This is a genomic window from Corynebacterium canis (assembly GCF_030408595.1).
GTDB classification, from domain to species: Bacteria; Actinomycetota; Actinomycetes; order Mycobacteriales; family Mycobacteriaceae; genus Corynebacterium; species Corynebacterium canis.
Window position 1 is genome coordinate 1,672,725 of record NZ_CP047080.1, and the last position, 25,882, is coordinate 1,698,606.

General features: G+C 55.1%; 18 protein-coding genes. 5 read left to right on the top strand and 13 right to left on the bottom strand.

What is annotated here, in order from left to right; all coding sequences use genetic code 11:
- The first annotated feature begins 3 nt into the window (after positions 1 to 3).
- From CCANI_RS07360 to CCANI_RS07370, 3 genes are all read left to right on the top strand, one after another.
- Positions 4 to 936 (top strand): DUF4300 family protein, encoded by a 933-nt coding sequence (locus CCANI_RS07360; RefSeq protein ID WP_146323223.1) that lies wholly within the window; start codon positions 4 to 6, stop codon positions 934 to 936.
- A 92-nt stretch (positions 937 to 1,028) separates the two neighbouring features.
- Positions 1,029 to 2,192, top strand: a complete 1,164-nt coding sequence (locus CCANI_RS07365; RefSeq protein WP_222432933.1) for a winged helix-turn-helix domain-containing protein — start codon at positions 1,029 to 1,031, stop codon at positions 2,190 to 2,192.
- 190 nt (positions 2,193 to 2,382) lie between these two features.
- On the top strand, positions 2,383 to 4,029 hold the full coding sequence (locus CCANI_RS07370; RefSeq protein WP_146323224.1) for an ABC-F family ATP-binding cassette domain-containing protein: 1,647 nt from the start codon (positions 2,383 to 2,385) through the stop codon (positions 4,027 to 4,029).
- Positions 4,030 to 4,429: 400 nt separating this feature from the next.
- Here CCANI_RS07370 and CCANI_RS07375 read toward each other — a convergent pair whose 3' ends face one another.
- The 4 genes from CCANI_RS07375 to CCANI_RS07390 form a co-directional block, all read right to left on the bottom strand.
- Positions 4,430 to 7,240, bottom strand: coding sequence for a TrlF family AAA-like ATPase (locus tag CCANI_RS07375; protein ID WP_146323225.1), 2,811 nt, complete (start codon positions 7,238 to 7,240; stop codon positions 4,430 to 4,432).
- 152 nt (positions 7,241 to 7,392) lie between these two features.
- Entirely contained in the window at positions 7,393 to 10,854 is a 3,462-nt protein-coding gene (locus CCANI_RS07380) for a DEAD/DEAH box helicase family protein (protein WP_146323226.1), read from the bottom strand.
- A 55-nt stretch (positions 10,855 to 10,909) separates the two neighbouring features.
- Positions 10,910 to 12,061 (bottom strand): restriction endonuclease subunit S, encoded by a 1,152-nt coding sequence (locus tag CCANI_RS07385; protein ID WP_290210740.1) that lies wholly within the window; start codon positions 12,059 to 12,061, stop codon positions 10,910 to 10,912.
- An 11-nt stretch (positions 12,062 to 12,072) separates the two neighbouring features.
- Entirely contained in the window at positions 12,073 to 13,263 is a 1,191-nt protein-coding gene (locus tag CCANI_RS07390) for an HsdM family class I SAM-dependent methyltransferase (RefSeq protein ID WP_246118135.1), read from the bottom strand.
- A gap of 257 nt (positions 13,264 to 13,520) precedes the next feature.
- Here CCANI_RS07390 and istA point away from each other — a divergent pair, with 257 nt between their 5' ends.
- Together istA and CCANI_RS07400 are read left to right on the top strand one after the other, a co-directional pair.
- Positions 13,521 to 15,143: an IS21 family transposase gene (gene istA / locus CCANI_RS07395; RefSeq protein WP_290211552.1), complete on the top strand. Its 1,623-nt coding sequence runs from the start codon at positions 13,521 to 13,523 to the stop codon at positions 15,141 to 15,143.
- Positions 15,140 to 15,886, top strand: a complete 747-nt coding sequence (locus CCANI_RS07400; protein ID WP_146325781.1) for an ATP-binding protein — start codon at positions 15,140 to 15,142, stop codon at positions 15,884 to 15,886. The genes istA and CCANI_RS07400 overlap by 4 nt, the downstream gene beginning before the upstream one ends.
- Here CCANI_RS07400 and CCANI_RS07405 read toward each other — a convergent pair.
- From CCANI_RS07405 to rapZ, 9 genes are all read right to left on the bottom strand, one after another.
- Complete coding sequence (locus CCANI_RS07405) at positions 15,818 to 16,303, bottom strand: type I restriction-modification system subunit M N-terminal domain-containing protein (RefSeq protein WP_290210749.1); 486 nt, start codon at positions 16,301 to 16,303, stop codon at positions 15,818 to 15,820. The two genes, CCANI_RS07400 and CCANI_RS07405, sit on opposite strands and share 69 nt — an antisense overlap.
- Before the next feature lie 196 nt (positions 16,304 to 16,499).
- Positions 16,500 to 16,736 carry a preprotein translocase subunit SecG gene (gene secG / locus CCANI_RS07410; protein ID WP_146325718.1) on the bottom strand — a complete coding sequence of 79 codons (237 nt, stop codon included), beginning with the start codon at positions 16,734 to 16,736 and terminating at the stop codon, positions 16,500 to 16,502.
- Positions 16,737 to 16,799: 63 nt separating this feature from the next.
- Positions 16,800 to 19,514, bottom strand: coding sequence for a phosphoenolpyruvate carboxylase (gene ppc, locus CCANI_RS07415; RefSeq protein ID WP_146325717.1), 2,715 nt, complete (start codon positions 19,512 to 19,514; stop codon positions 16,800 to 16,802).
- Between the two features lie 78 nt (positions 19,515 to 19,592).
- The gene (gene tpiA / locus CCANI_RS07420) at positions 19,593 to 20,366 is read right to left on the bottom strand and encodes a triose-phosphate isomerase (RefSeq protein ID WP_146325716.1); all 774 of its coding nucleotides are present in this window, start codon (positions 20,364 to 20,366) and stop codon (positions 19,593 to 19,595) included.
- 52 nt (positions 20,367 to 20,418) lie between these two features.
- Positions 20,419 to 21,627 (bottom strand): phosphoglycerate kinase, encoded by a 1,209-nt coding sequence (pgk, locus tag CCANI_RS07425; RefSeq protein WP_146325715.1) that lies wholly within the window; start codon positions 21,625 to 21,627, stop codon positions 20,419 to 20,421.
- Between the two features lie 99 nt (positions 21,628 to 21,726).
- Complete coding sequence (gap, locus tag CCANI_RS07430) at positions 21,727 to 22,731, bottom strand: type I glyceraldehyde-3-phosphate dehydrogenase (RefSeq protein ID WP_146325714.1); 1,005 nt, start codon at positions 22,729 to 22,731, stop codon at positions 21,727 to 21,729.
- 284 nt (positions 22,732 to 23,015) lie between these two features.
- Positions 23,016 to 24,002 (bottom strand): DNA-binding protein WhiA, encoded by a 987-nt coding sequence (whiA, locus tag CCANI_RS07435; protein ID WP_146325713.1) that lies wholly within the window; start codon positions 24,000 to 24,002, stop codon positions 23,016 to 23,018.
- 9 nt (positions 24,003 to 24,011) lie between these two features.
- Positions 24,012 to 24,965 (bottom strand): gluconeogenesis factor YvcK family protein, encoded by a 954-nt coding sequence (locus tag CCANI_RS07440; RefSeq protein ID WP_146325712.1) that lies wholly within the window; start codon positions 24,963 to 24,965, stop codon positions 24,012 to 24,014.
- Between the two features lie 23 nt (positions 24,966 to 24,988).
- On the bottom strand, positions 24,989 to 25,876 hold the full coding sequence (gene rapZ / locus CCANI_RS07445) for an RNase adapter RapZ (RefSeq protein WP_146325711.1): 888 nt from the start codon (positions 25,874 to 25,876) through the stop codon (positions 24,989 to 24,991).
- Positions 25,877 to 25,882: the final 6 nt, after the last annotated feature.

Consider the following 25,882-nt stretch of genomic DNA (forward strand, 5'->3'; position numbering starts at 1 on the left):
CCCATGGTCGCACCCCGTCATGCTCTTCTGTTCCTCGGTGTTTCTCTTTGCGCAACATTAGGTTTAGCGGCCTGCACGCAACCAACCTCCTCCCCCACGGATCCAACCACCTCCGCCGCCAAAACTACTTCTTCGCCGATGACCCCCGCGTTAGACGGCGTGACGGTCTCCAACCTTGTGGATGAAGGAAGCAAATCCGAGGTTCGCGCGGCATTGCTGGCCGCGGGTGTTTCCGCTGACAGCGCCGATCGTTTCTTTGCCCAGGTTGATTTGTATAACAACACCGTCGCACAAGATTCATTGCTACCAAGCGGTTTCCGCCCTTATTCCGCCGACTACATTGCCGACTATCCACTAGCCGCAATGTCGGATTTATGGAACCAGCGCTTCCCTGAATTCATCGGCACCAATTGCCGCATTAATACATTTTTGCTTACACACGATATTGTGCCGCTCAATTCGCAGCACTCGGCGCCAGACAATTCGATGCTATTTATGGATGAAGATGCCATAGCCCATGCCCCCACCCAGCTCCTTTCCACCGCTGAGCTGGAGGCGTTTCAGCAGCTCTTTGCCCGAATTGAAACCACAAGTGAACACGACCCAATACAGCATGTCGCTGATATTGAGCGGCATTTCCGAGACCTAGAGATTACGTTTACGCATCCAAATATCAAGGTCGTAAGCGTGTTTATTCACGATACTTTGGACACGCCAGCGCACTTATTTATCGGCCATATTGGGGTTGCCGTGCCCTACAATGACGGCGTTTTGTTCGTCGAAAAGTTGGCGTTCGACGAGCCATACCAAGCGTTAACATTCCGCGATTACGACCAGCTCAGCGCCTATCTGCGTTTCCTTTACGACGACGGTCCGGACCAAGAATATTCCCAACCCGTCATCTTCAGCAATAACGACATCTTGTCCACCCCATAAATAGCTCTCCATTTCCACAGCTATGCGCAGCTGCCCCGTGCCCCCGATTTCCATCGTCCCGCCCGCATCCAGTGCGCATTAGTATCGCCAATGTGACTAGGTTTTCATTACCAGCGGCGCGCCGGATTGCGCTTGCGGCGCAAGGGTTTCTGGATCCGCAGCCCGACCGAGTGACGAGAAGGCATATTGACCGAGTCATGGACAGGGTTGGCGTGGTGCAAGTGGATTCGGTAAATGTGCTGACACGCGCCCACTACCTGCCGTTTTTCTCCCGCCTTGGCGCGTACGACACGGCACTGCTCGATGGTATGCGAGATCAACACCCGTGGCCACTGGTCGAATCCTGGGCACATATGGCAAGTCTGATACCCTCATCACGATGGCCACTGTTTGAATTCCGGCAAGCGAAGGCAAGACTCGAGGCCTGGGGCGGGCTTGACGACACCTTAAAACAGCACCCCGGCATTATCGAGGCGATCTTGGCCGAATTCGATCAACATGGGGCGCTCACATCCCGCGAGTGTGAGGCCGGTTTGAAATTGGAGGAAGAGAGACGCAAGGACAATTGGGGTTGGAATTGGAGCTCCACCAAACTGACAATCGAATACCTGTTTAGGGCGGGAGTTTTGGCGTCTACGGGACGCAATGCCCAATTCGAGCGTGTCTTCGACCTTTCGGAGCGAGTTATCCCGGCTGAAACCTATGCCCAACTAGGTGCTATCCCCTTTACGCAAGCGCACATTGAGCTTGTCCGAACGGCGGCGAGAGCGATGGGCGTCGCTACGCGAGCTAGCTTGCGGGACTACTTTCGTATGACTGGGCAGGAGACGGCTCCCGCGATCGAACATCTGCTTGGCACGGGCGAATTAGAGGCCGTGGAGGTGGCGGATTTGGGTGAGCATTTTCTGTGGACGGCGGCGCGTAGGCCGCGTAAGGCGGACGTCGTGACGCTGGTAAATCCGTTCGATTCGCTGATTTGGCATCGCGAACGCACGCAACAATTATTTGGAATGCATTATCGGATTGGGATCTACACGCCGCGGGCACAGCGCACCCACGGCTATTACGTGTTGCCCTTCGTGTTCGGCGATGAACTAGTCGGTCGGGTCGACCTCAAGGCCGATCGCCGTACTGGAACCTTGCGCGTGCAGCAACTCACGTGGGAGCCCGACGCCCCGCGCACTGCCCCAGCCGCCTTAGATCACACGCTCGAATCCATGGCCGGTTGGTTGGGCCTTGATGGAGTAAGTAAGTAGCGGTTTTCGGCCGTGCGTTCGGATGAATGTGCTGGGAATCCTGCCGCTAAGTCACACGACCAATGTACGATTGACGTTACGCCATTGACTGGTGGCGGGCATGAATGAAAGGGTGGTTCCGGTGTTCAAGTGATCTCCACTCAGCACCGCTGAGACGCGACCAAAGCTTGCTCTACGCTCGGAGATCACCATGCCCGCAATTGTGCTCGAAAATGTTTCGTTTTCATACGGCTCCCAAACAATCCTTGACAAAATCAGTATTCACGTTGGAAACGGCGAACGCGCCTTCCTTGTCGGCCCGAACGGAATTGGCAAATCCACGCTATTAAAGGTTATTGCTGGCGACTTGTCACCTGATTCGGGGCGGATCGCCTCCGGCGTGTCTCATTCGTGCGTCCCTGATCCAGAATCGTTCGGCGGTACTGTAGGCGAATTCCTTGATGCAGCGCTAGCGTCGTTCAAGAGTCTCAATGCCCGGTTCGAGCAGCTTACCGCAACCCTGGCGGCCGGTGAGGCAGGAATCGAATCTGAGTACGACCAGGTGCTTACTCAAATGGGAACGCTAGATGTGTGGTCCTTGGACGCTCGTGTGAAAGCAACGCTGAACGGGCTCGGTCTAGCGGAACTCGCTGAATCGAACGATGAGCGGAACCTTAGCAGCCTATCGCCTGGGCAACGCGCGAGGCTGAAATTGGCCGTATTGCTTGTTGTGCGCCCTGAGGTGCTGATTCTTGATGAGCCAACGAACCACCTAGATGCCCAGGCCATCGACTTTCTGACCCAGACAATCAAAAACTGGGAAGGGCCGGTGCTCGCCACGAGCCACGACCGGGCCTTTATCGAAGACACCGCGACCGCAATCTACGATATGGACATCACAGTCTGGGCGGAATTGGCGCGAGCTGAAGGCCAAGAGATCACGGGCGTATACAGAAATACCGGGAACTACACTGACTACTTAGCCGCTAAGGCAGCAGCTCAAGAACAACACCGGCAGCTACATGCCATGCAGCAGGAACAAAAACGCCAGATACGTGAGCATCGGCACGAGAGCATGAAAATTGCACAGGGCGGGGTTCGCGTAGAAACAGCGGCGGGCATAGAGAAAAAATTCTTCACAGATCGAGCGGCCGCAACATCTGTGAAACGAACCCGTAATGACGATGTTCGGCTCAAACGCCTGGAACAGCACGAAGTCCGAAAACCCCGTGACTACCAGCTGAAATTCCCCACCCAAGAACCAAGCTTGGGAACAGGGCTGGCTGTAACTGCGCGCCAAGCGACTGTATACGGCCGGTTGAAGCCAGTGAGTTTCGACCTAGATCAAGGTGAACACCTGCTGCTGACAGGTAAAAATGGGGCGGGGAAATCAACTTTGCTGAAATGGATTGCCGCTGGCGCTCCACCTGATCACACGAACAGCGACGGGACTATTGCTCGCACAGAGCCAATCGGCTTTGTCCCGCAACGCCTCCCTGCCGAATCCGACCCTGGGTTTGATTCAGGTTTCTGGAGCGACGGTATCGGCGCGCAAGGCAAAGGAATACTGCATCCTTCACTGTGGGCAACCCCGATTTCACAGCTGTCTGCCGGTAATCAACGTCGAGCCCAACTGGCAGTCGCACTCTCCAGCCACCCTGCTCTCCTAGTGCTCGATGAACCCACGAACTACCTTGACCTCGACACCATGCACGCCCTTGAAGAAGCACTACGCAACTGGCCGGGAACACTAATCGTAGCCAGCCACGACCGCTGGCTCATCAAGCACTGGCACGGGCGACACCTCCGGCTCGCAACTTGGAGTACACCGGATACCGCAGAAAGCCACCGGGCATGAGCGGGCAACAACTCACGCGTGAGCTCGACGCCGTGCGGGCCGCCTCGTCCGCATTGGGTTAGACGCTCGAATCTTTGACCGGCTTGCTTCCTGACTTAGGTCTAACCGTCCACGCCCACACCCTTATACCCAGCGACATCACCGCAATAATCGAACAGGTGCCAAAAGATGAAAAATGGACCTAAGTCAGACCACGGAACGGACAATATCAATCTTCGCGAATAATTCTTCTAAGCACAGTTATTGAAGAACCTTCTCGACTTGATATTGCTTTACAGAGGCTGCAGAATGAACGTCCAACATCGCCGGATTTACTCACTGTCACTCAAGACCAGTCACAGGAACGCCGCTAATAGATCACTAAAGCAGATACACGACACTAATGGTGACAAATAGAGTTTCATAACTTGTACTTGTCCCTCCTTTTTTTGAACGCCTCGCTACCACCGTCAAGCAATTCAACAACATGTTCACGAATACCTTGCCGTTCGAGTTCAAATTCAGCGTCTTGAGTACTTGACGAATTTTCCAATGCACCAGAATAATAATCAAAAGTCCGATTGTCAATGTTTTTTCGATCATCACCGTGACGATTAGCCACAATCACACACTCTGCATCTGCACCAACCACCAAATTTGCATTATGAGTTACCATAAGAATCTGGCGCCGCGTTTTCTGCTTCTTCAAGAACTTAACGATCTCAAAATATATTGAGCGGCTGTCAAGGTCATCCTCTGGCTGATCGATCAACAGGGGCCACTCCTCTCCCGCATCACTAAGAATCAAGGTAAGCGCAAACAAAGACTGTTTACCCGGCGTCATTGTTGACGCTTCAAACCCGCCGATCTTATCGCCATCAAGCGAAGCCCAAAAACGAAGATCCCTACTCTCAGTTAAAACAGCTTGAGCTACCACTCGTGGCTTCTCAGCTTGTTTAATTTTTAGTACACCCGCCTCAAGCTCCCTAAGGAATCTTTCGACATCGGTGTGGACTTCCTCGATAGCGAGTATACTCCCATTTTCCTTCTGAATATATCGATTCTTTGCAGAAAGGTGGAATTTATCCCTGAGTTGATCAAGGGAATCAGCGTCATAGCCTGCTTCTACGCCAAAGTTTAAGTTCTCATACCCCTTAACCTCCTCGTTAAACCTCTCGACAAAACCATCCTCAATCCTACTTCGCGCTTCCAGCTTGGTTTCTATCGATTTAATTGTTTCACAAAGATTAACTTTTATTTTGTGGAACTTTTTCTCCTCATTCTCCCTTGTTGTGAGTATCTTGATTTGGTTATCGCGATCACTTTCAAGCTTTACAATCGATGAGTTATTTTCAAATCTTCGAAACAACTCGTTGTTCTCAGAATTCAAGTTCTCTACTTCGTCGGTGTTGTTCTCAATTCTTTCATTCGCCTGTTGCGATACTTCTTCAAGAAAAGTGACAACTATTTCGTTAACCTCAGACTGCAGCCTTTGCATCAAACCTTCAAACCTTTTCTGCAGCGAAGGCGAAAAATCTAGATCTAAGCACCTCGAATTCGGCGACACAATGAACATTCCATCCTTCAGCTTTAACCGGCCTGAAGCTGTAATACCTTCCGTTAATCCTTCCACCCAAGCCTTTTCGGCGTTAGATGAATTGATCTTTTGATCTAAAGAATCAATGCGATCCTTCACCGTCCGATACATTTCGGCATCAACTTCAGAAAGATTAGTGTGTTCTCTAAGCTCACGAATCTGCAAATCAAGCACACGAATCTGATTTTCAATTTCGTTTTTGCCACCGAGTAGACTCTTCTGCTTCTCTATCGATTTCAGCAGCGTCATGGCGTCGAACCAAGTAGTAACTAAGTGTTCTATATCACCATTGATTTCAGCAATTTGAGACCGAGTTCTTTCAAACTCCCCATGTAGCAAGGAATTGTTTTTCTCGACGGACGGAAGGATATATTTAGTAACATTAGCTGGCTCGCCACTCAGTTTATTTAGGAAGTTTTGAGGCACATATATAACACGACCCTCCTCGCTTCCGCCACACCATTCTACCTTGCAATAATCTGAAGGAATGTCCGTCCACTTATAACCAGCCGCTGGACCTATTTCTATGCCCGCAGCCTTCTGCTGACTCTCAACCTCTTTATCATCAACGGCATGCGCTATATGCGAAAGAAGCGACGACTTGCCCGATGACCTGCTGCCGATTATCGCGTTTAGATTTTCATTAAAGACTAGACGTTTTGGAAAAACGTTTTCGTCTTTAAACTCAACAGCTTTGATTACACGATATGAATCTTTGCGGTCTGGACACAGCTCATCAATCCTGACACGGGTGTCAGGCTCCGCTAAGGTTTGAAGTAAACCTTCCCAGCTCAAATCTGCCTTGATCCAAGTTGTCTCCCAATGTCGCGACTCATCTTGACCCGTCTTTCCAAGCATTTTTTCGAGACTTTCAAAGTCATGCGCGTCACATCCGCCGAATGTCGGGTGCGGGATACTTCCCTCTTCAGAATCGATACGATCCGTCCTTAACCAGTATTCCGCGTCTTTTCCACGGGAGAAAACAGCATGCACGCCAGAATCAATTCTGTCAATCGTTTCAATTTTACGACGACTCAATTTCGTCTCCCCCGGAGAAAGACCATCGTCACGGCCGGACACAACGATTAGTGCATAGTTTTCAAGATTGAGAGAATCCGCGCCATCGAAAGAATTCTTAATTGCTTCATGAATACTGTCCAGGGTCGTCACTGCACCCTTCAGCTCTTCAGCAGACCACTCCGAAGTGTCAGCGCAAGTGTAGCACCTGGAGGCTTGTGAGGGTTTCCTATTCTGCAGCTTTAGTTGGTGCAGCAATCGATCAGCGTCGGATCGTTCGATGTGAGGAGGTAGAATGAGGTGAATATTCACCGCAGCTCCTTTTTTGTGAACAGCCTGCTCAAGACGTAATTCAAGATTTGGAAAGAAAACTCGACCATTATCGTTTGGATATATTTTAGTGTACTTTTCCTTGAATGTAAAAAAGGAGTTGAGAGAAAAGTAGTCCGTAATGCCAACTGCAAATACGTCAGATTCATGGATTATTTTACAAAATCGATCCCAATCAACTTCACCGGTTTCGGTTTTTTCATAGCGGTTTTCGAGTCTTGTATCAGGGGCATGAACGTGTAGATCCCATTTTCTCCACACGGCCCCCTTGTCAAGCGCATTTGCCATTATTTGTTTCCTTTCTTAACTAGATCAGCACACAGTATTGTTGACCTGAATTAGCAAGCGCCGCAGTTAATGCTGCCCACATCAATTAACAATTCAAAGAGTTTTACAATAACTGAGAATTTGAATGAAGCTCAATTATCCCGTACAGCCTCTCACCCCACCTGATTCACCTGCTCAATCCGCGCCTTCAGATCCAACACCACCGCCATATCGCCGTCGAAAACATCCATCACGGTGCCTAGCTCATTAAACGGCTCCCCAAACAATTGATCCATAGTCAACGAACCAGTTTTGCACAAGACTCGGTTGATCCTGTGCAAAAATTCCATCTGCACGGAATTCAACCGGGAACCATCGAGGAAATCAGCGAAAGCTGCCTCTACCGCTGACTCATCCAGCCCGATGAGTCCGCGCACGTATCCGACTACTGATTGCCCGTGAATGCGTTCACGCAGTTCCGGAACTGATTCCTGTCCTGCTTCGGCAACGATTTCTTCCAATACTTGCAGGTCAGTAGCCGTGAGAGGTTTTAGTTTACGTACTCGCTGGACCGCGAGGTCGTCAATGTGCTCCTCCAGCACCCTCCTAATACGGTCTTCAATGCTGCTGCGATACTGGCCAGCATATTCGGGCAATAATGCTAGCTCTGCTGGCTCAACTAGTTCATCTCGAAGATCCATGACCACCGCGTTGCGGGAACCTCGATCCATGAACTGAACTAAGGTGCGCAGTTGGCGGCGCATCTTTTCCAACTCCAGTACCGTGATCCCCTCCCACCAGAGTTCCGCACTGTACCGCTCCAAAGTGGCAGCAGCAGCTGCCACTCTCGGAACATTCGTTTTGCCCAGCAAATGCGAACATATTGCGGTTAGGCGGTCGCGGTTACGTTCAGCTAGCGCGTCACCACGTGCCACATCAAGCTGCAAACTCAGCACTAAATAATCAAAACGCTTTGCGTGTTCTTCGTCCTCGGGTTCATCGGCAAAGGGCAGGTAGGCCAAGTCTTTCAGCGAATCGACGTCAATCGTCTCCCACGCTTGCGCCCCGCAATGCCGCTCTAATGTTTCTCGATTTTCAGGACGTATAAGCACACTGCGTTTGGGCACAGATTCCAGTTGGGTGCGCAGTTTGTCCACTACCCCAGCGCGTACCTCATCATCGTCCGGCAGCAGTTCCACCAGCTCCAAACGTCTCAAGAACGTACGTTCGGACAAGGACCGTTGCGGGCTGCCCTCGGTTGGCGGCACTCCATCCGTCCCATTAAAGCGCGACAAATTATCGCAATAGTCAAAGACAAAGAACTCGGTTTTATGTAGCCCTTCACCAAAGAGATTCTCCCTAAGCCGAGTGCCGCGACCAATCATCTGCCAGAACTTCACATTGGAATACACAGGCCGGAAAAACACCAAGTTGACCACGTCCGGCACATCCACCCCAGTATCAAGCATGTCTACACTGACCGCGATATCGATGGCGTCTTTCGCAGTGGACCTAAACCGATCGATTAACCCGAGGCTGTTGTGGGCATCGTGAGTAATAATCGCGGCACGGATCTGCGGATTCGTCTCGCAAATGATCTCAAACACCAGCTCCGCATGCTTTTTATTGCGGGTAAAGAAAATAGTCTTACCAATTCGATCGGCGCCAGCAACTTTAATGCCATATTGAAGCACCTGGCCCACCACCTGCCTGATGGTGTCTTTGTTGTACAGCTTGGCATTAATTTCCGCGGCGTTTGCCTCTTCAGGCATCTCGATTGGTTCACCGTTTTCATCCACGCCCCAGTTCTGGTTTTCCCATTCCAGCTGCTCCTCGGGGCTAAGGTCTCGGTACGCTACCCCCTCCCGAAGAATCACCGACGAGCATTGGAAGGATTTGAACGGTACCAAATACCCATCTTCCACTGCTGCATCTAACGGATAGTCCGCGGTAGGGTTTCCGTTTTCCAAATGGAACATGGAATAGGTATTGTGATCCACTTCTTGCCGCGGCGTTGCCGTAAGCCCCAGCAATAGCGAATCAAAGTAGTCAAAGATCCGACTGTATCGCCGATAGATCGTACGGTGCGCTTCATCCACGATAATCAAGTCAAAATGATACGAGCTAAAACTCCTTGCTCTGCCTTGCTCCCCGCCCAGCATGTTTATCATTGTCTGATACGTGGAACAAAATACCTGCCCCTCACCTTTTGGATTATTCAACAAATCCACCACGGGAATGTTCTCTAGGTGTTCGTTAAAGGCATCGGCCGCCTGTTTCACCAAGGATTTTCGGTCTGCTAAGAACAGCACGTTTTTCGCCCACCCGGCTTGGGTGAGTTTTTTCACCAACGCGATTGCCGTCCGGGTTTTCCCGGTGCCGGTGGCCATGACAAGCAGCGCTCGCCGGTGTCCGGCCCCAAACCGCTCCCCCACGGCTTGCAGCATGATTGTTTGGTACGGCCGCCCAGCGATTTGCTTATCGACGCCCACCGCATCCAACCGTTGGCGCTGACTACGCCGCCGAATCATCGCATATAGTTCGTCTTTGGTGGCGTATCCCTCCACTGCGCGAGGCGGATACCCGCCCACATCTGGGATATTGGCAGCGTCGTCCCACAATCGGATCTCATAGCCATTGGTGTAATAGATGATCGGGCGCATGCCAAACTGTTTTTCCAGCTCATTGGCATAGTATTCCGCTTGCTGGCGTCCAGCATCAATGGACTTACTGGTTTTCTTAGCCTCAACCAGGGCATAGGGTTTGCCACCATCGCCAAGCAAAACATAGTCCACGCGACCGTTTTTGACTGGGAACTCCACCATCAGATTTCGGTTTTCCACGCTAAAGCCAGCCTCGGCAAGTGCTGGATCAATCAGATCGCGGCGGGTTTCCGCCTCGCTGATGGCAAAGTTCAAACTGGTATCCACTTGCTGCCGGGAGGCAATCTCCTCCCGCATTTTCGTCAGCTCTTGTTCAAAAAGCGCACGTTCTTCTTCAAGACGCCGTTCCAGCTCGTCTTTCTCACCTTGAAAGGCTGCGATCTGTTCCAGGTGTTGTTCGCGTTCCTTACGCCACGACTCTTCTTGCTCACTGAGCAACAGTTTTGTTGTTTCCGCCGCTTCTACCGCACGGCGTAGCCGATGATTGAGCTTTGCAATCTCCGCTTGACTCTGGGCGCGCTGCTTAGGCGCACGCAAAACTATGTCACGGTCAAATGTAGGTAGTTGCGAACGTTCTATTGGCTTATTGGAAACATTGACCACAGCCCAGCACAGGATATCGAAGAGCTGGCCAGTAGCACGCACCGCCCGTTCGGGATCAATATGATCAGTACCATGCGCGGCATCATTGCCGAAGCGCCGCAGCACGTTCATTTTGCTATGCACTATCGGATTGACCCGATCCTTGAAGGATCGGTGATTGAGCTTGTCATTAAGCGACCAACCGCCGATAGCCCGCAAACCATAGGCTTCGATGATGTGGTCCACCAAGCGTTCCAGAGTAAAGCGCGCCTCGACGCCCGCGGCACGAGGATTGCTGACGGCGGACTGTTCTACGTTACGGCAGTGGATCAGCAATTCCGGCCAAACCCGACCGACGAATGCGAAGTTCGTTGGCTGTGGCGTGATCATCAGCAATCCTCCCTTACATGGCGATAAGAGCTACCCTAACAAATCACCACAACCCTTACGGCCGCCCATCGAACGCACGTGCGGAAAGTGACCGTTGCAGCTCCTCAAGCAACGCAAGTTTTTGACGCAGAAGTTGGCAAAGGTGATCTAGTTGCCGCAAATTGGAATTTAGCGCGACCTGCCCCGAATCTGTCGGAACTGGAATCTGAAGTGATCGCACTTGAGAGATCGAAATTGTGTTAAGACCAGAAGTAGTCTTTGCCATTTGGTACAGTTGTCGTCGCACAATAAAACTACTCAGCATCGCAGCCAAAACATCACTATCTATACCTGCAACGGGTCGCGCTCGAAATAAATGATTCTGAAAAACCAATTGCTCATTACAGTTTCGAATAGTGGCAGATCTACCTACTTGAAACTTATTCGCATGAGCCTCTACGATAACAATATCACCGTCTTGCAGGATAGTTCGTTCCAGTTCCTTCTCTGTGCATTTTAACTCTTTTATTTCTTCGTACGAGACTTGCCCCCAAAAAACATTTGCTACACGTAAGTACTTTGATGTCAAAGGCTTGCTCTTTCGATGAGACCCTAATGACAAGCCGCCAGAAATCACGGCTAACTCATCAAGCCGCATCATTTTACCATCGTCGGAAAACCGAGAAATCACGCCTGCAACTAAAGACTCAACCTTATCAATCTCCGACTGAACTGCGATTAAGCAATCAGCTACCCCACCCAGAATCTCCGCGATTCGTTTTTGCTCATTGAGGGGAGGGAGAGGGATTTTTAAATTTTCCAAAAATGACTTTGGTACTCGCCGTTGCCCACCACTTCCTGTCATCCGAGCTTCACCTGCAGCTAGTACTTTCTGTTGCCTTAGAAAAAGTACTAAATACTCGGGTGCAAGTAATTCCTCCTGAGCTCGCAGTACATGAAACTCTGTGGTTCCAAAACCATAGCTAGTGTCTATGCGCGCTAAGCCAATTTTATTGTTTTGGAAACAGGGAGTACTTTTTGCTACCAAAACATCGTGATTTCGAAATGTGGAATACCCTTTAAGGTACTTTTTCGCAGATTGTATAACCGGGCAGACTGATCCACTTTCAAGCAACGACTTCATTTCGATGAAACTAATAATAGTTGCGTCAGAAATAGATTGATCTCGGCGCGGATTAAGAGCAGATACCTCACCCAACTTCACCATGGGCCAACGGCTCACTTCGCACCCCCAATAAGACCACGTACTTTGGCAAGCGTTTCAGAAATTTCTTCATCAAGAGCTGCGATCTCATCGAGGATTTCGTGAGGGTCGCGGGTTTCTCCGTCTTCAAAAACGATTTCTTTATAACGGTTCATCGACAGTTCGTAGCCGGTGGCTCGGATATCCTCGATGCTGACCGTGAAACTTTGGTCCGTGCGAGTTCGGTCACGTTCGCTTGAATTACGGTTGTGGAATCTAGTAAGTAGATCGGGAAGATTATTCTTCTGCAGTTGTTCTTCAGTCAGTTCAACAAAAACAGGATCAGCAAACCGGTTTGCTTCTGTAACCACTTCGTGTGGTGCCGGGCCAAGGAGATGCTCGGGCAGCAGCGGGGTGCGCTTGTCATCGAGACTGCGACCATCGGCAAGCATGTCGTAGAACCAGACTTCATCAGTGCCACCGGAATTGGTTTTAGTGAAGCATAGAACGGCCGTGGAGACCCCAGAATAGGGTTTGAATACGCCTGAAGGGAGTTTGATAACTGCGTCGAGTTTTTGGTTTTCTACCAGTTCTTTACGCAATGCTTTGTGGGCTTTGGTAGACCCGAATAGTACGCCTTCGGGGACGATAACTGCTGCTCGACCACCGACTTTAAGCAAAATAAGGAATCGTGCGAGGAACAGCAACTCGGTGCTTTTAGTTGTGGCGATTTTTCGAATTGCTGGGTCGACGCGTTCTTCGTCGAGGCTGCCAGCGAAGGGCGGGTTGGCCAAGATCACGTCGTAATGCTCGTGCTCATGGACGGGGAGTTCGCCAAGAGAATCGCGGTAGGTGATATTGGGCTCATCGAAGCCATGCATGTAGCTATTCATGGCGGCGATGCGGATCATGGCGCGGTCGAAATCGTAACCCGTAAAAGTGTCGCGGTAGAACTGCTCGCGGACCGCTGGTTTGTACAGGTCCTCTTTGTGCTTGCGCTTCATCCATTCTGCGGCGTTAATGAGGAAACCTGCGGTGCCGCAGGCGGGGTCGACGATTTTCTCACCAAGTTGCGGCGCCATGAGTTCAACCAGCAGGTCGATGATGTGCTGCGGGGTACGGAACTGACCGTTCGTACCTGAGGTGGCCAGCTTGGAGAGCATGTATTCGTACAGGTCGCCGGTGATGTCACGATTTTTAATGTCGAGATCGTTAATCAGCTCCATTGCTTTACGCAGCGTGGAGGGGCTGTTGATGCCGAAGGTAGCGTCTCGGAAAAGCGCGGAAAGCGTGCCGGTTGTTAGGAACGTGTTTTTTGAAGCGGCGTGGTGACGTTCGTGAAGCGTTAGAGTGAGTATCGTGTAGCGCGTGGTGGGGGTTTAAGTCAGTCTTTCTAGTACCGCATGGCACTGGGTCATGTGGTGTTAGAAAGGAGTCAACGATGGTTGACTACCGTAAGGTGATGCGGCTTGCGTTGGACAAGGTGCCGTATCGTGTCATTTCGGCGCAGACGGGTGCCGCGCCGGCGACCATTTCTAAAGCTGTGAAAGCTATGGCCTCCCAGGGGATTACCTCGGTGGAGCAGATTCGTGGTTTGTCGGATGAGGATCTTGCCAGGATTGTTGGTGATCGGCGTCGGGCTGTGTCGGATAAGTTTGTGCCGATCGATATGGATGCGGTGATCGCTGCGCGGACCGGTCGGAAGAAAACACCGTTGAATGTGTTGTGGGCTAGCTATGTTGAGCAGCCTGCGCCGATTGGGTTGCGGCACTATTCGTATGAGCGATTTCGTCAGATTGTGGCAGCTGATGTGGCGTCTCGGGGTTTTACCGCGAGGATTGTGCATTCGCCGGGGGCGACGATGCAGGTGGATTGGGCGGGTACCAAGATGCATCTGAAGGATCCTGTGACGGGCAAGCGTACGAGGGTCAGCATTTTTGTTGCGACGCTGCCGTATTCAGGGATGATTTTTGCGACGGGCAGGCTGGATGAGCGTCAGCATAACTGGCATGAGGCTCATCGCTTGGCGTTTGAGTATTTTGGCGGTGTTGCCGAGGTGATTGTGCCGGATAATGCTGCGACCGCGACGAATTCGGTCCATCGTAGCGGGCGCGGACCGCGAAGGATCAATGATGCGTATGAGGAGTTTTTGGCGCATTACGGCACGGCTGCCTATGCCACGCCCGCGGCGTCGCCGACATATAAGGGAAACGTCGAAGCAGGCGTAAAAGTTGTCAGCAGTCGGGTCATCGGAAAACTTAAGAACCGATCGTTTGCTTGGCTGGATGATTTGAATGCGGCGATTGCTGCCCAGGTCGACGCGATCAATGATCATGTGCCGTTTCGGGATCAGCAGGTCTCGCGCCGGCAGATCTTTACCGAATGTGAGGCTTCGTTTCTTGGGGCTCTGCCAGCCAGGCCATACGAGCCGGTCCAATGGCGCAAATCAAAGGTGGCGCCCAACTGGCACATCACTTTTGATACCGCCCACTATTCGGTGCCGTATACCCTCATCGGCAGCACCGTCGACGTGCGGATTCGTGGTATGGCGGTTGATGTATTTCACGATGGGGCCCTTGTCGCTCAACACGCTAAAGCAACGCGGCGGGGGGCGTATTCCACGGAAGCTGAATTACATGGCCCTCCCGGGCTGGAAGTGCCGGGTAATTTGTGGTCAGCCGACTATTTTCGCTCCCAAGCATCCCGTATCGGGCCCGCAACCCGCCGAGCGATGGATTCATTATTGGCTTCCCGCCCAATCATCGCCCAGGCTTACCAGCCAGCACGGTCAATCTTGTCGCTGGGCAAGGGAGACAATAAAGGCATCCTTGAACTTGCCTGCCAACGCCTGACTGCAGGAGACAAGCCACGAGCCGTGTCGTATACAGCGGTGAAAACGATGATGGCGGCTATTCGTGCAGAGGCCGCCTCACGCCCAGAGGCCAGTACTCGCAGCGCCATGCCAGATGATCGGCAGCGCGGATCCCAAACAGCGTTGCCGCTGCTTGCAAACAGAAACGGCATGCTTGGCGGCGCCGATCAATTCCGCCTCGGCAATCTCACCACTAATCCAGGCGTCGAACAGCAAGAAGGAACAACGCGATGACCGACCCCACAATTCACCTCGACCACACATGGCTACCCGCATTCACCAAACTGCGCTTAACAGCATTCGGTGAAGCGGCCATCGACATCGCCAACGATCCCGCGTTCGATCACTGGACATTCAGCCAAAAAATTGCGTACGCGCTGGACAAAGAGGTCGCAGCCCGGCAGGAACGAAAAATCGCCAAACTACTCAAGCAATCCCAGTCGCCAAACCCTGATGCTTGCATAGAAGAGCTCCATTACCGGCCAGACCGCACCCTCAACCGCGAGTCAATAACACGCCTCGCCGCCTGTCAATGGATCACCAACAACACCAACGTTGTAATCCTTGGTAAATCATCGGTCGGTAAAACCTACCTCGCCGAAGCCCTGCTCAACGCAGCATGCCGCCGCGAACACACCGCCCTGTTCTATCGAACCAACGAGCTCGCAGCCCAACTCGCCGTCCTAGACTTCACAGATCCAAAACGCCTCGAACTCACCACGCGGCTTGCCCAAATAGATCTCCTAGTCCTCGACGACTTCCTCACCACCCCAATCCACGGCGACACCGCTCACGCCCTCTTTAACATCCTGGCAACACGAGAACACCGCGGATCCACCATGATCACATCACAATTCGTACCAGAACAATGGTACGAATCCATCCCCGATAAAGTCGTCGCAGAATCACTACTCAACCGCCTCATCGGCGGCGCCGAAATCATCAACCTCGACGGGCCCAACATGCGACTGACCTAACCACACACACCACCAAGCGCCAGAGCCAACATCACCACTACACGATGCCCACTCTGGCGCTTCACGATCACCACCAAAGCACTTCAAAAAACGCGTTCTAAACATGCCGGTACCGATAGTTCTGAGAAACGGGAAGACCTGGGTTGCCATAACGGTATGCAGTTGCTCGGGGTCACCAATCTGCATAAGGTTTTTCCACCTGAGGTCATCTTGATCATCAGTAAAGATGTTTTCCTCTTCGTGGACTGTGATGCCAAGGAGTTTCTTTTGGTCGATCTCGTTTTGGCGCTCGTCCAGCTGGCGGATAAACAGCAGATAGGTAAACTGCTCAATCACATCCATCGGGTTGGAGATTCCCCCGGACCAGAAGGTATCCCATACGCGGTCTACTTGGTTCTTCAAAGAACCTGTAATCATTGACGCTTTCCTTTTGTTACATGAAGTAAGAAGGTTCCAGGGAGCTCCCAGAACCAGTAAAAATAATAGGCATTTCACCGCATTCATGCAGGGCGGGGGTGACCAACTAGAACTGCTAGTTCACCCGCCCCCAACCCACACAAAAACGGCTGGCACCAGCGCAACCCGCTATGTACCAGCCGTTTCGAGCCTGATCCTAGGTGGCGTATACCTGGATCAGATTCAGCCCAATGATGCATGCCACCCAGATGATTGCCATGAGGACGGTCATGCGGTTGAGGTTTTTTTCCACCACTGTGGAGCCGGAGAGGTTTGATTGCACGCCACCGCCGAAGAGGCTGGAGAGGCCTCCGCCCTTGCCCTTGTGGAGCAGGACGAACATCGTCATCAGCAGGCAGGACAGCACGAGGACGATTTGAAGTGCAATAACCATTGTGTTCCTAAGAATTTCTGCGACCAGTTACAACTTGGCTCAGTATACACTAGCGGGTCTACACTAGCCGGAGTTGCGCAATGCGGTGGAAAGTCCGTTCATGGTGAGTTGGATTCCGCGGGATACCACTTCCCTGGCGTCGCCGGCGCGGTAGCGGCGCAGCAATTCCAATTGGATCACGTTAAGCGGCAGCAGGTACGGGAACCGGCTTCGAACACTCCGTTCGAGGGCTGGGTTGTCTGCGAGGAGGCTTTCGGCCTCGATAATGGTCAGATACATTTCCAGCGTGAGGGCGTATTCTTCGCTCAGCGTATTGGCTACGCGTTCCGCAACTTCCCTGTTGTCCACCAGCGTTGCATAGAGCCGCGCCAGCTCGAGGTCGGCCTTGCTCATCACCTGCGCCATATTGGATAGCACGGAGGTAAAGAATGGCCACGTTTTGTACAGTGTGCGCAATTCGGCAAGGCGTTCGACGTCCCCACCAACCCACTGTTGCAGGGCGGTGCCGACGCCGAACCAACCGGGCAGCATCACGCGGGATTGCGACCATGACAGTACCCAGGGGATGGCCCGCAAGTCCGAAATGGATTCCGTTTGTTTCCGGCTGGAGGGCCGCGAACCGATATTCAAAGCGCCGATTTCGTGCAGCGGGGTTGAGGAGGTGAAGTATTCGATAAACCCGGGTTCCTCGTGCACCAGCGAAGCGTATTTCTGTTGGCTCAGGTTTGCGATCTCGCGCATGATTTCGTAGGCGCGGCTGCGGTCGGCGAGCTCTTCGACATCCAGAAGCGAAGCCTCCACGGTGGCGGAGACAAGCGCCTCTAGGTTGCGCCGGGCGGAGGCGGGGTTGCCGTATTTGGCGGAGATGATCTCGCCTTGCTCGGTGATGCGAACCGCGCCCTGTACTGCGCCGTTAGGTTGGGCGAGGATGGCTTCGTAGGAGGGTCCGCCGCCGCGGCCGACGGTACCGCCGCGACCGTGGAAGAAGCGCAGGGTCACGCCGTTGTCGCGGCAGGCGCGCACGATATCCAATTCGGCGTCGTAAAGCGCCCAGTTTGCGGCGAAGTAGCCGCCGTCTTTATTCGAATCTGAGTACCCCAGCATCACTTCCTGCACATTGCCGCGCTGCTGCAAATAGTTTCGATAAAGCGGCAGCTGCCAAAGCTCGCGCAGGATGCGGGCGCCGGCCTGCAGGTCCTCGATGGTTTCAAAGAGCGGGATCACGTCCACGGTGCCGGTGGGGCGGTCGCCGTCCGCGCGGATCAGGCCGAACTCCTTGAGCAGGATCATAGGTTCGAGGATGTCGCTGACGGAGGTGGCCATGGAGATAATGCAATGCGGAACCATGCGCTCGCCGAATTGTTCGACGGACCGGGCGGCTTCCGCAAATATGTCCAGTTCGCGTTGGGTGGCTTCCGTCCACGGTGCGCAGCGCGCCGGAATGATCGGGCGCGGCGAGGCCAGCTCCGTGACCAGCAGGCGACGCTTCTCCTGCTCGCTCAACGAGGCATAGTCGGGGTGGATGCGCGCGCCGCGAAAAACCTCGGCGATTACGGATTCAAAGGAATCGGAATTCTGCCGCATGTCCATGGAATACAGGTGAAAACCAAAGCTCGCGACGGCCGCGCGGAGGGTGCCCAGGCGATCGTCGGCAATAATATCGTCGTTGGAATTGCGTAGCGAGGCATCGATGATATCCAAGTCCGCGGCGAATTCGGCGGGCTCGGTATACGGCTCGTGCACCTTAAACCACGTGCCCTCCACGGCGTCCTCATTGATGAGTTTTGCCACGGTGGACATCATGCGCCCACGCATTCCGTGTATCGCACGCCTGTACGGTTCGTCGACGCGGCTTGGAACATCGTTGTGCCCCTTCGACGCGAGCTGCACCAGCTCCACGGTGACCTCGCTCAGCCGATCCGACAGGCTCAATTCGTGCTCCAGTGCGTGCAGCTGGCGGATATAGTAGCGCAGCACCGTTTCCGCCGCCCGCGAGGTGGCGTAGTGGAGTGTCGACGCCGTGACATAGGGGTTTCCGTCATGGTCACCGCCGATCCACGAACCCGGCTTGATCATGGCAACATCGGGCACATCCGGGCCGAATCGGGCACGGAGCTCGGTGGCCACATCGTGGTTGATCGCCGGGATTTCCTGCAGCAGGCTCAGCGAATAATAACGCAGGCCCACCTCGATCTCATCTTCGATTCGGGGGCGGACGGCGCGGATCAGGGCGGTCTGCCACAGCATGGTGATGCGCCGGGTGATGTCCCGCTCGATGGTCGCAAGCCGTTTCGATTCCGGCTGGGTTTCCAAAAGCTTGCGGCGGAGCTGCATCAGCTCGGTAATGTGTTTTTGGGCGTCGAACACGGTACGCCGCCGGGTTTCGGTGGGATGTGCCGTAAGCACCGGCGCCACCTCCGCATGTTTCAGCATGCGCTGCACATCGTGGAATTCCACATCGGCGTCAGCGAGCTTGCGCCAGGTTGCCTCGAGCGTCGAGTCCGGGGCGTCGATACGCGCGTCAATCGCCTGCTCGTCGTGCAAATCCTCGGCGAGGTTAGCCAGCAGCGCAAAATGGTTAAAGGCGCGCGCCACCGTAATCAGCTTGGCAGGCTCCTCGTTGCGGAACAACGCAACCAGCTCGTCCACCCCGCCGCTGAGGGACATTCGGCGCGCCTGCTCCACGCGTTCGAATGCTTCATTCCCCTCCTGTTCGCGGATGACATTGCCGAGGATTCGGCCCAGGTAACGGATGTCATCCCGGAGGTTTTCAGTCACCGTATAATCCTTTCAATCCAACAGAAAAACGCACGGTGCCAATGTACGCACCGCGCGTTCATAACCCAAGCGCCGAGACTAGGAAACTGCGTGGGCGCACAGCTTGGCAAACGCCTCACCATTGAGCGAAGCGCCGCCCACCAGGCCACCATCCACGTCGGGCTGGCCCACGATCTCCGCAACGGAATCTTCCTTGACGGAACCACCGTAGAGAATGCGGATCGCATCCGCGATCTCATCACCGGCGATCTCCCGAATGGTCTCGCGGATCGCCGCGCACACCTCCTGGGCGTCCGCCGCGGACGCGACCTTACCGGTGCCGATGGCCCACACCGGCTCGTAGGCGATCACGGTGCGGGACAGCTCCTCGCTGGACAGCCCGGCCAGGGACTTGCGGGTCTGATCCACCACGAAGGGCACGTGGTTGCCCGCCTCGCGGACCTCCAGCTTTTCGCCCACACATACGATGGGGCTAATGCCCTTACCCAGCGCTGCCTTGGCCTTTGCGGCGACCAATTCGTCGCTTTCGCCGTGGTATTCGCGGCGCTCGGAGTGGCCGACCACAACCCAGGTGCAGCCCAGTTTTGCCAGCATCTCGGCGGAAATCTCACCGGTGTAGGCGCCGGACTCGTGCTGGGAAACGTCTTGGGCGCCGTAGGTGATCTGCAGCTTATCGCCCTCGATCAGGGTTTGCACCGAGCGTAGGTCCGTAAACGGGACGGTGACGGCGACATCAACCTTGTCGTAATACTCCTTCGGCAGTGCAAACGCCAGCTTCTGCACGGTCGCGGTGGCCTCAAGGTGGTTGAGGTTCATTTTCCAGTTGCCAGCAATCAGTGGCTTACGTGCCATGGGGACACGTCCTTTCCTCGGTTTGAAACGTTCGGGTTGAGCTTCGGGTTGATCATTGCAGGATTGCCACGCCCGGCAGTTCCTTGCCCTCGAGGAATTCGAGGGAAGCGCCGCCGCCGGTGGAAATGTGGGAGAAACCATCCTCATCGAGGCCGAGCACGCGCACGGAAGCCGCGGAATCGCCGCCGCCGACCACGGAGAAGCAGCCCTTAGCGGTGGCATCGATAATGGCCTGGGCCACGCCGCGGGTGCCGTCGGCGAAAGCCTCCATCTCGAACACACCCATGGGGCCGTTCCAGAACACCGTCTTTGCGGTGGCCAGGGTTTCGGCGAACTTGGCCACGGACTCCGGGCCGATATCCAGGCTCATCCAGCCTTCCGGAATGCCGTCTAGGCCCACGATCTTCTTTTCCGCATCCGGGGCGAACTCGGAGGCCGCGACCAGGTCGACGGGGAGCACGATGCTGTCGCCGTAGCGGGCCAGCAGGTCCTTGCAGGTATCGATCATTTCTTCCTGCAGCAGGGACTTTTGCACATCGTAGCCCTGCGCCGCGAGGAAGGTGTAGCACATGCCGCCGCCGATAATCAGGGCGTCGGTCTTCGGGGCCAGCGCCTCGATCACGCCGAGCTTATCGGAAACCTTGGAGCCGCCCAGCACCACCACATAAGGCTTTGCGGGGGCCTCGGCCACCTTCTGCAGCACATTGATTTCCTTCTCCACCAAGCCGCCGGCATAGTGCGGAAGGCGCTTAGCCACGTCATACACCGAGGTCTGCGCGCGGTGCACCACGCCGAAACCATCGGACACGAAGGCACCACCGGGGGCCAGGGCGACGAGCTGATCGGCGAATTCGCCGCGCTCCGCCTCATCCTTGGAGGTCTCGCGGGGATCAAAACGGACGTTCTCCAGCAGCAGCACATCGCCCTCGGTGAGGCCGTTGGCGCGCTCGTGCGCATCCTCGCCCACCACATCGGCGGCGAGCGCAACGTACTGGCCGAGCTCCTCGGACAGGGCCGCGGCGACGGGGGCCAGCGAATACTTCTCATTCACCTCGCCCTTGGGGCGGCCCAGGTGAGCCATGACAATGACTTTGGCGCCGCCCTCCGTCAATGCTTTCAAGGTGGGCAGGGATGCCTTAATGCGTCCGGCGTCCGTAATCTCGCGGTTCTCATTGAGCGGGACATTGAAGTCGGAGCGGACGAGGACGTAACGCCCATCGACACCTTCGGCGAGCAAGTCCTTCAGGTTCTTTACAGTCATGGATTCTCCTGGGAAAGGTTAGGTAAAAAGAAAAACCAGCCCGGTGTGCCACGAGGCACACCCCGGGCTGGTCAGGGATTTAAAAGCCGAAAATAGCTCTTAGAGGCGCTCACCGACGTATTCGGTGATGGTCACGAGCTGGTTGGAGTAACCCCACTCGTTGTCATACCAGGATACAACCTTCACCTGGTCGCCCATGACCTTGGTCAGGCCGGAGTCAAAGATGGACGGGTGCGGGTCGGTAACAATGTCCGTGGACACCAACGGATCCTCAGAGTAAGCCAGGATGCCCTTGAGCGGACCCTCAGCGGCCTTCTTCACAATCTCATTGACCTCTTCCACGGAGGTCTCGCGGGAAGCGGTGAAGGTGAGGTCGGTGGCGGAACCGGTGATTACCGGAACGCGCATAGCGAAACCGTCCAGCTTGCCCTTCAGCTCCGGCAGCACCAGGGCAACGGCCTTGGCGGCACCGGTAGAGGTGGGAACGATGTTCTGTGCAGCGGCGCGGGCGCGGCGCAGGTCACGGTGAGGTGCGTCATGAAGACGCTGGTCACCGGTGTATGCGTGGATGGTGGTCATCAGGCCGCGCTCAATGCCCAGCGCATCGTTGAGGGCCTTCGCCAGCGGAGCCAAGCAGTTGGTGGTGCAGGAAGCGTTCGAAATAATGTTGTGCTTCTCTGGGTCATACTCAGTGTGGTTCACACCGACTACGAAGGTAGCGTCTTCGTTCTTCGCGGGGGCGGAGATAATAACCTTCTTCGCACCTGCCTCAAGGTGAGCCTTTGCCGCCTCTGCATCGGTGAAGAAGCCGGTGGACTCGACGACGATGTCGACGCCCAACTCGCCCCACTTGAGGTTCTTGGGATCGCGCTCGGCAGTAACGATAATCTTCTTGCCGTCGACGGTGATGGACTCATCGTCAAACTCAACATCCTTGCCCAGGCGGCCCAGGATGGAGTCATACTTCAGCAGGTGTGCCAGGGTCTTGTTGTCAGTGAGGTCATTGACTGCCACGACCTCAATGTCCGAGCCGCGCTCCTCGGCGGCACGGAAGAAGTTGCGACCAATACGACCGAAGCCGTTAATACCTACACGAATAGTCACGAGGTTCTCCTTGTGTTGTTGGCACTGGTTGGAAGTGGCGGGGAAGAACTTTCGCCCGCAGTAATTCTGAGTGTACCTAGCACCCGCCACGCGCGCAGGGGGCATTACACCCGCCACAGCGCCCGATCGGACATCAGACCTGTCCGATCGGGGGTGCCTACGGTCTTCGCCTCATTCGCACTTCCGTGCGTTCAGGGCCCTGAATGAAACCCAATACCCCCACCTGAGGGACACGGACTGCACTTCGGAATCACGATCCCCCGCAATAGTGACATTCCACACAATCAGGGTTCTTCCTCAAGCAGTTCATCCGTCACCGCTGAATGGGTGTCAGGAATACCCAGCTCTTCAGCCTGTTTGTCCGCCATGGAAAGCAGCCGACGGATACGCCCGGCCACCGCATCCTTGGTGATTTGCGGGTCCGCAAGACGCCCCAATTCCTCCAAGGAAGCCTGCCGGTGCTGCACGCGTAAATTGCCCGCTTCGGCCAGGTGCTCAGGGACGTCGTCACCCAAAATCTCCAACGCACGTTCGACACGAGCGGAGGCGGCGACGGCTGCCCGAGCGGAACGCCGTAAATTTGCGTCATCAAAATTTGCCAAACGATTGGCGGTCGCGCGCACCTCCCGCCTCATGCGTTGCTCCTCCCACTCCAGCCGCACCTGCTGCGCCCCCATGCGGGTGAGCAACGCGCCGATCGCATCACCGTCACGGATAACGACGCGGTCACTCCCGCGCGTCTCCTTCGTCTTCGCCGTAATGCCCAAACGACGCGCGCACCCGACCAATGCCAATGCCGCCTCCGGACACGGGCACGTCACCTCCAAGGAAGAGGAACGGCCAGGCTCGGTTAAGGAACCGTGAACCAAAAACGCCCCCCGCCACGCCGCCTCGGCATCCACCACGGTCCCGGAAACCACCTGCGGCGGCAACCCCCACACCGGATGCCCGGAACGCGTAACCAGGCCCAGCCGGCGCACGATATCCTCGGTGTTTTCCGTCACCCGGAGGACGTATCGAGTAGATTTTCTAATCCCACCGGGGCTGATGGCGTGAATGGCGACCTCGCAATGAAACAACTCCATAAGCTCTTGGCGCAGCCTGCGGGCCACCACCGCGGAATCCAACTCCGCCTCGATCACCAGCTTGCCGGCCACCAGGTGGAAGCCACCGGCGAAGCGAAGCAACGCGGCGACCTCCGCCATCCGCGCGCTCTGTTTTGTTACGGAAACTCGAGCGAGTTCATCCTTGACCTTTGCCGTTAAAGCCACCGGGGAAGCCTATCCTTTCTCGCACTCAGATACGAGTGCGGCTGCGAGCTTCGCCGGGTCATGCCGATTGGTGCCAGCTTCCTGAACATCATGAAACGCCACCTCCGCACCGAGCGAAGCGGCGGCACGCGCGAGTTGCGCACGTTCCCGCTGGGTGGGAATAGTAGCAGCATCGACGATAATACGATCGACTTGCAGCAGCGGCGCGTGTTGGGACAGCATATGAATGTGCCGCTCCGCCGAAAAACCGGCCGTCTCCCCCGGCTCCGCGGTCAGGTTTAACACCACAATTTTCTTCGCTCGCGTGTTCGCTAATGCGTCGACGATGCCGGGCACCAATAGGTTCGGGATCACGCTGGTAAACCACGACCCCGGGCCCAAAGTCACCACATCCGCATCCAGAATCGCCGTCACCGCGGCCCGGCACGCCTCCGGCTTATCCGGAATCAACCGCACCCGCCGAACGCTGCCCGGCGTCGTGGCCACGGAAACCTGGCCGCGGACTGGGAGCATGATACGAGGGTCGTCGTCAAGCCCGGAAACGTCAGCCTCAATATCGAGCGGTTGTTCGCACACCGGGAGCACCCGGCCCTGGCAATTCGCGGTGCGCGCCACAAAATCCAGCGCCTGGACCTGGCTGCCAAAATACTCCGTCAACCCGGACAACAACAGGTTGCCCACCGCGTGGCCCGCCAACGCGCCCGTACCGCCGAAACGGTGCTGCAACACGCCCTCCCACAGGTGGCCGTCCGGCTCGTCCCGAGTAAGCGCCGCCAACGCCATGCGCAAATCCCCCGGCGGCGATTGGCCCAGCTCGCGGCGGATACGGCCGGAAGAACCGCCATCATCCGCAACCGTCACCACGGCGGTAATATGTTCGATATTCAGGCTGCGGGCGGACCGCAACGTTTGAAACAGCCCATGCCCGCCGCCGAGCGAGGTGATCCTGTGGATTTTCATCATGAGTCCTTACAACCCCCTTCCGGCTACACGCGGTTAATATCCCGGTGGTTCACGGACACGTCCAAACCGTCCTGCTCCGCCAACCTCCGCGCGATTTCCTCGGACACGGCAACCGAACGATGATGCCCACCGGTACAGCCCACGCCCACGGTAATAAAATTCTTACCCTCGCGGCGATACCCGGCCGTCATATTGCCCAGCATCTCCACAAAATTAGAAATAAACGGCTCCGCCCCTGCCTGGCGCAACACAAAATCACTCACCGGCTTATCCGTGCCGCGGAACGGGCGCAACTCCGGCTCCCAAAACGGGTTCGGCAAAAAACGGACGTCCACCACGATGTCCGCGTCGCGGGGGGCGCCGTGCTTAAACCCGAAGGATTGCACGGTGACATGCTGCCGCTTCTTCGCGATGGTGGCGAAACTAGTTTCGATCGCCCGGCGGAGATCGTGGATAGACAAATCCGAGGTATCGATGACGATATCCGCCAATTCCTTGATCTGGGAAAGCACAATGCGTTCGCGTTCAATGCCAATCTGCAGCGTGCCGCTACCCTGCAGCGGATGGGTGCGGCGCACGGTGTCAAAACGCTTAATCAACACATCATCGCGGGCCTCCATAAACAGCACCGTGGGGTTGATATCGTGATCGCGCAACACCGCGATAACCTCCGGCAAACTGCCGCAAAACTCGCGGGAGCGCACATCGGAAACCACCGCGATCTTATCCACCGGCGAATTCTTAGAATCGCACATCTCTACGAAACTAATGATTAACTCCGGGGGTAGATTGTGGGCCACATACCAGCCTAAATCTTCCAAAACTCTGGCTGCGGTGCTCAACCCCGCGCCTGACATGCCGGTAATCAGCACCGGTGCGGATTCTATGGAACGCTCACTCATACGCCCCATACTATC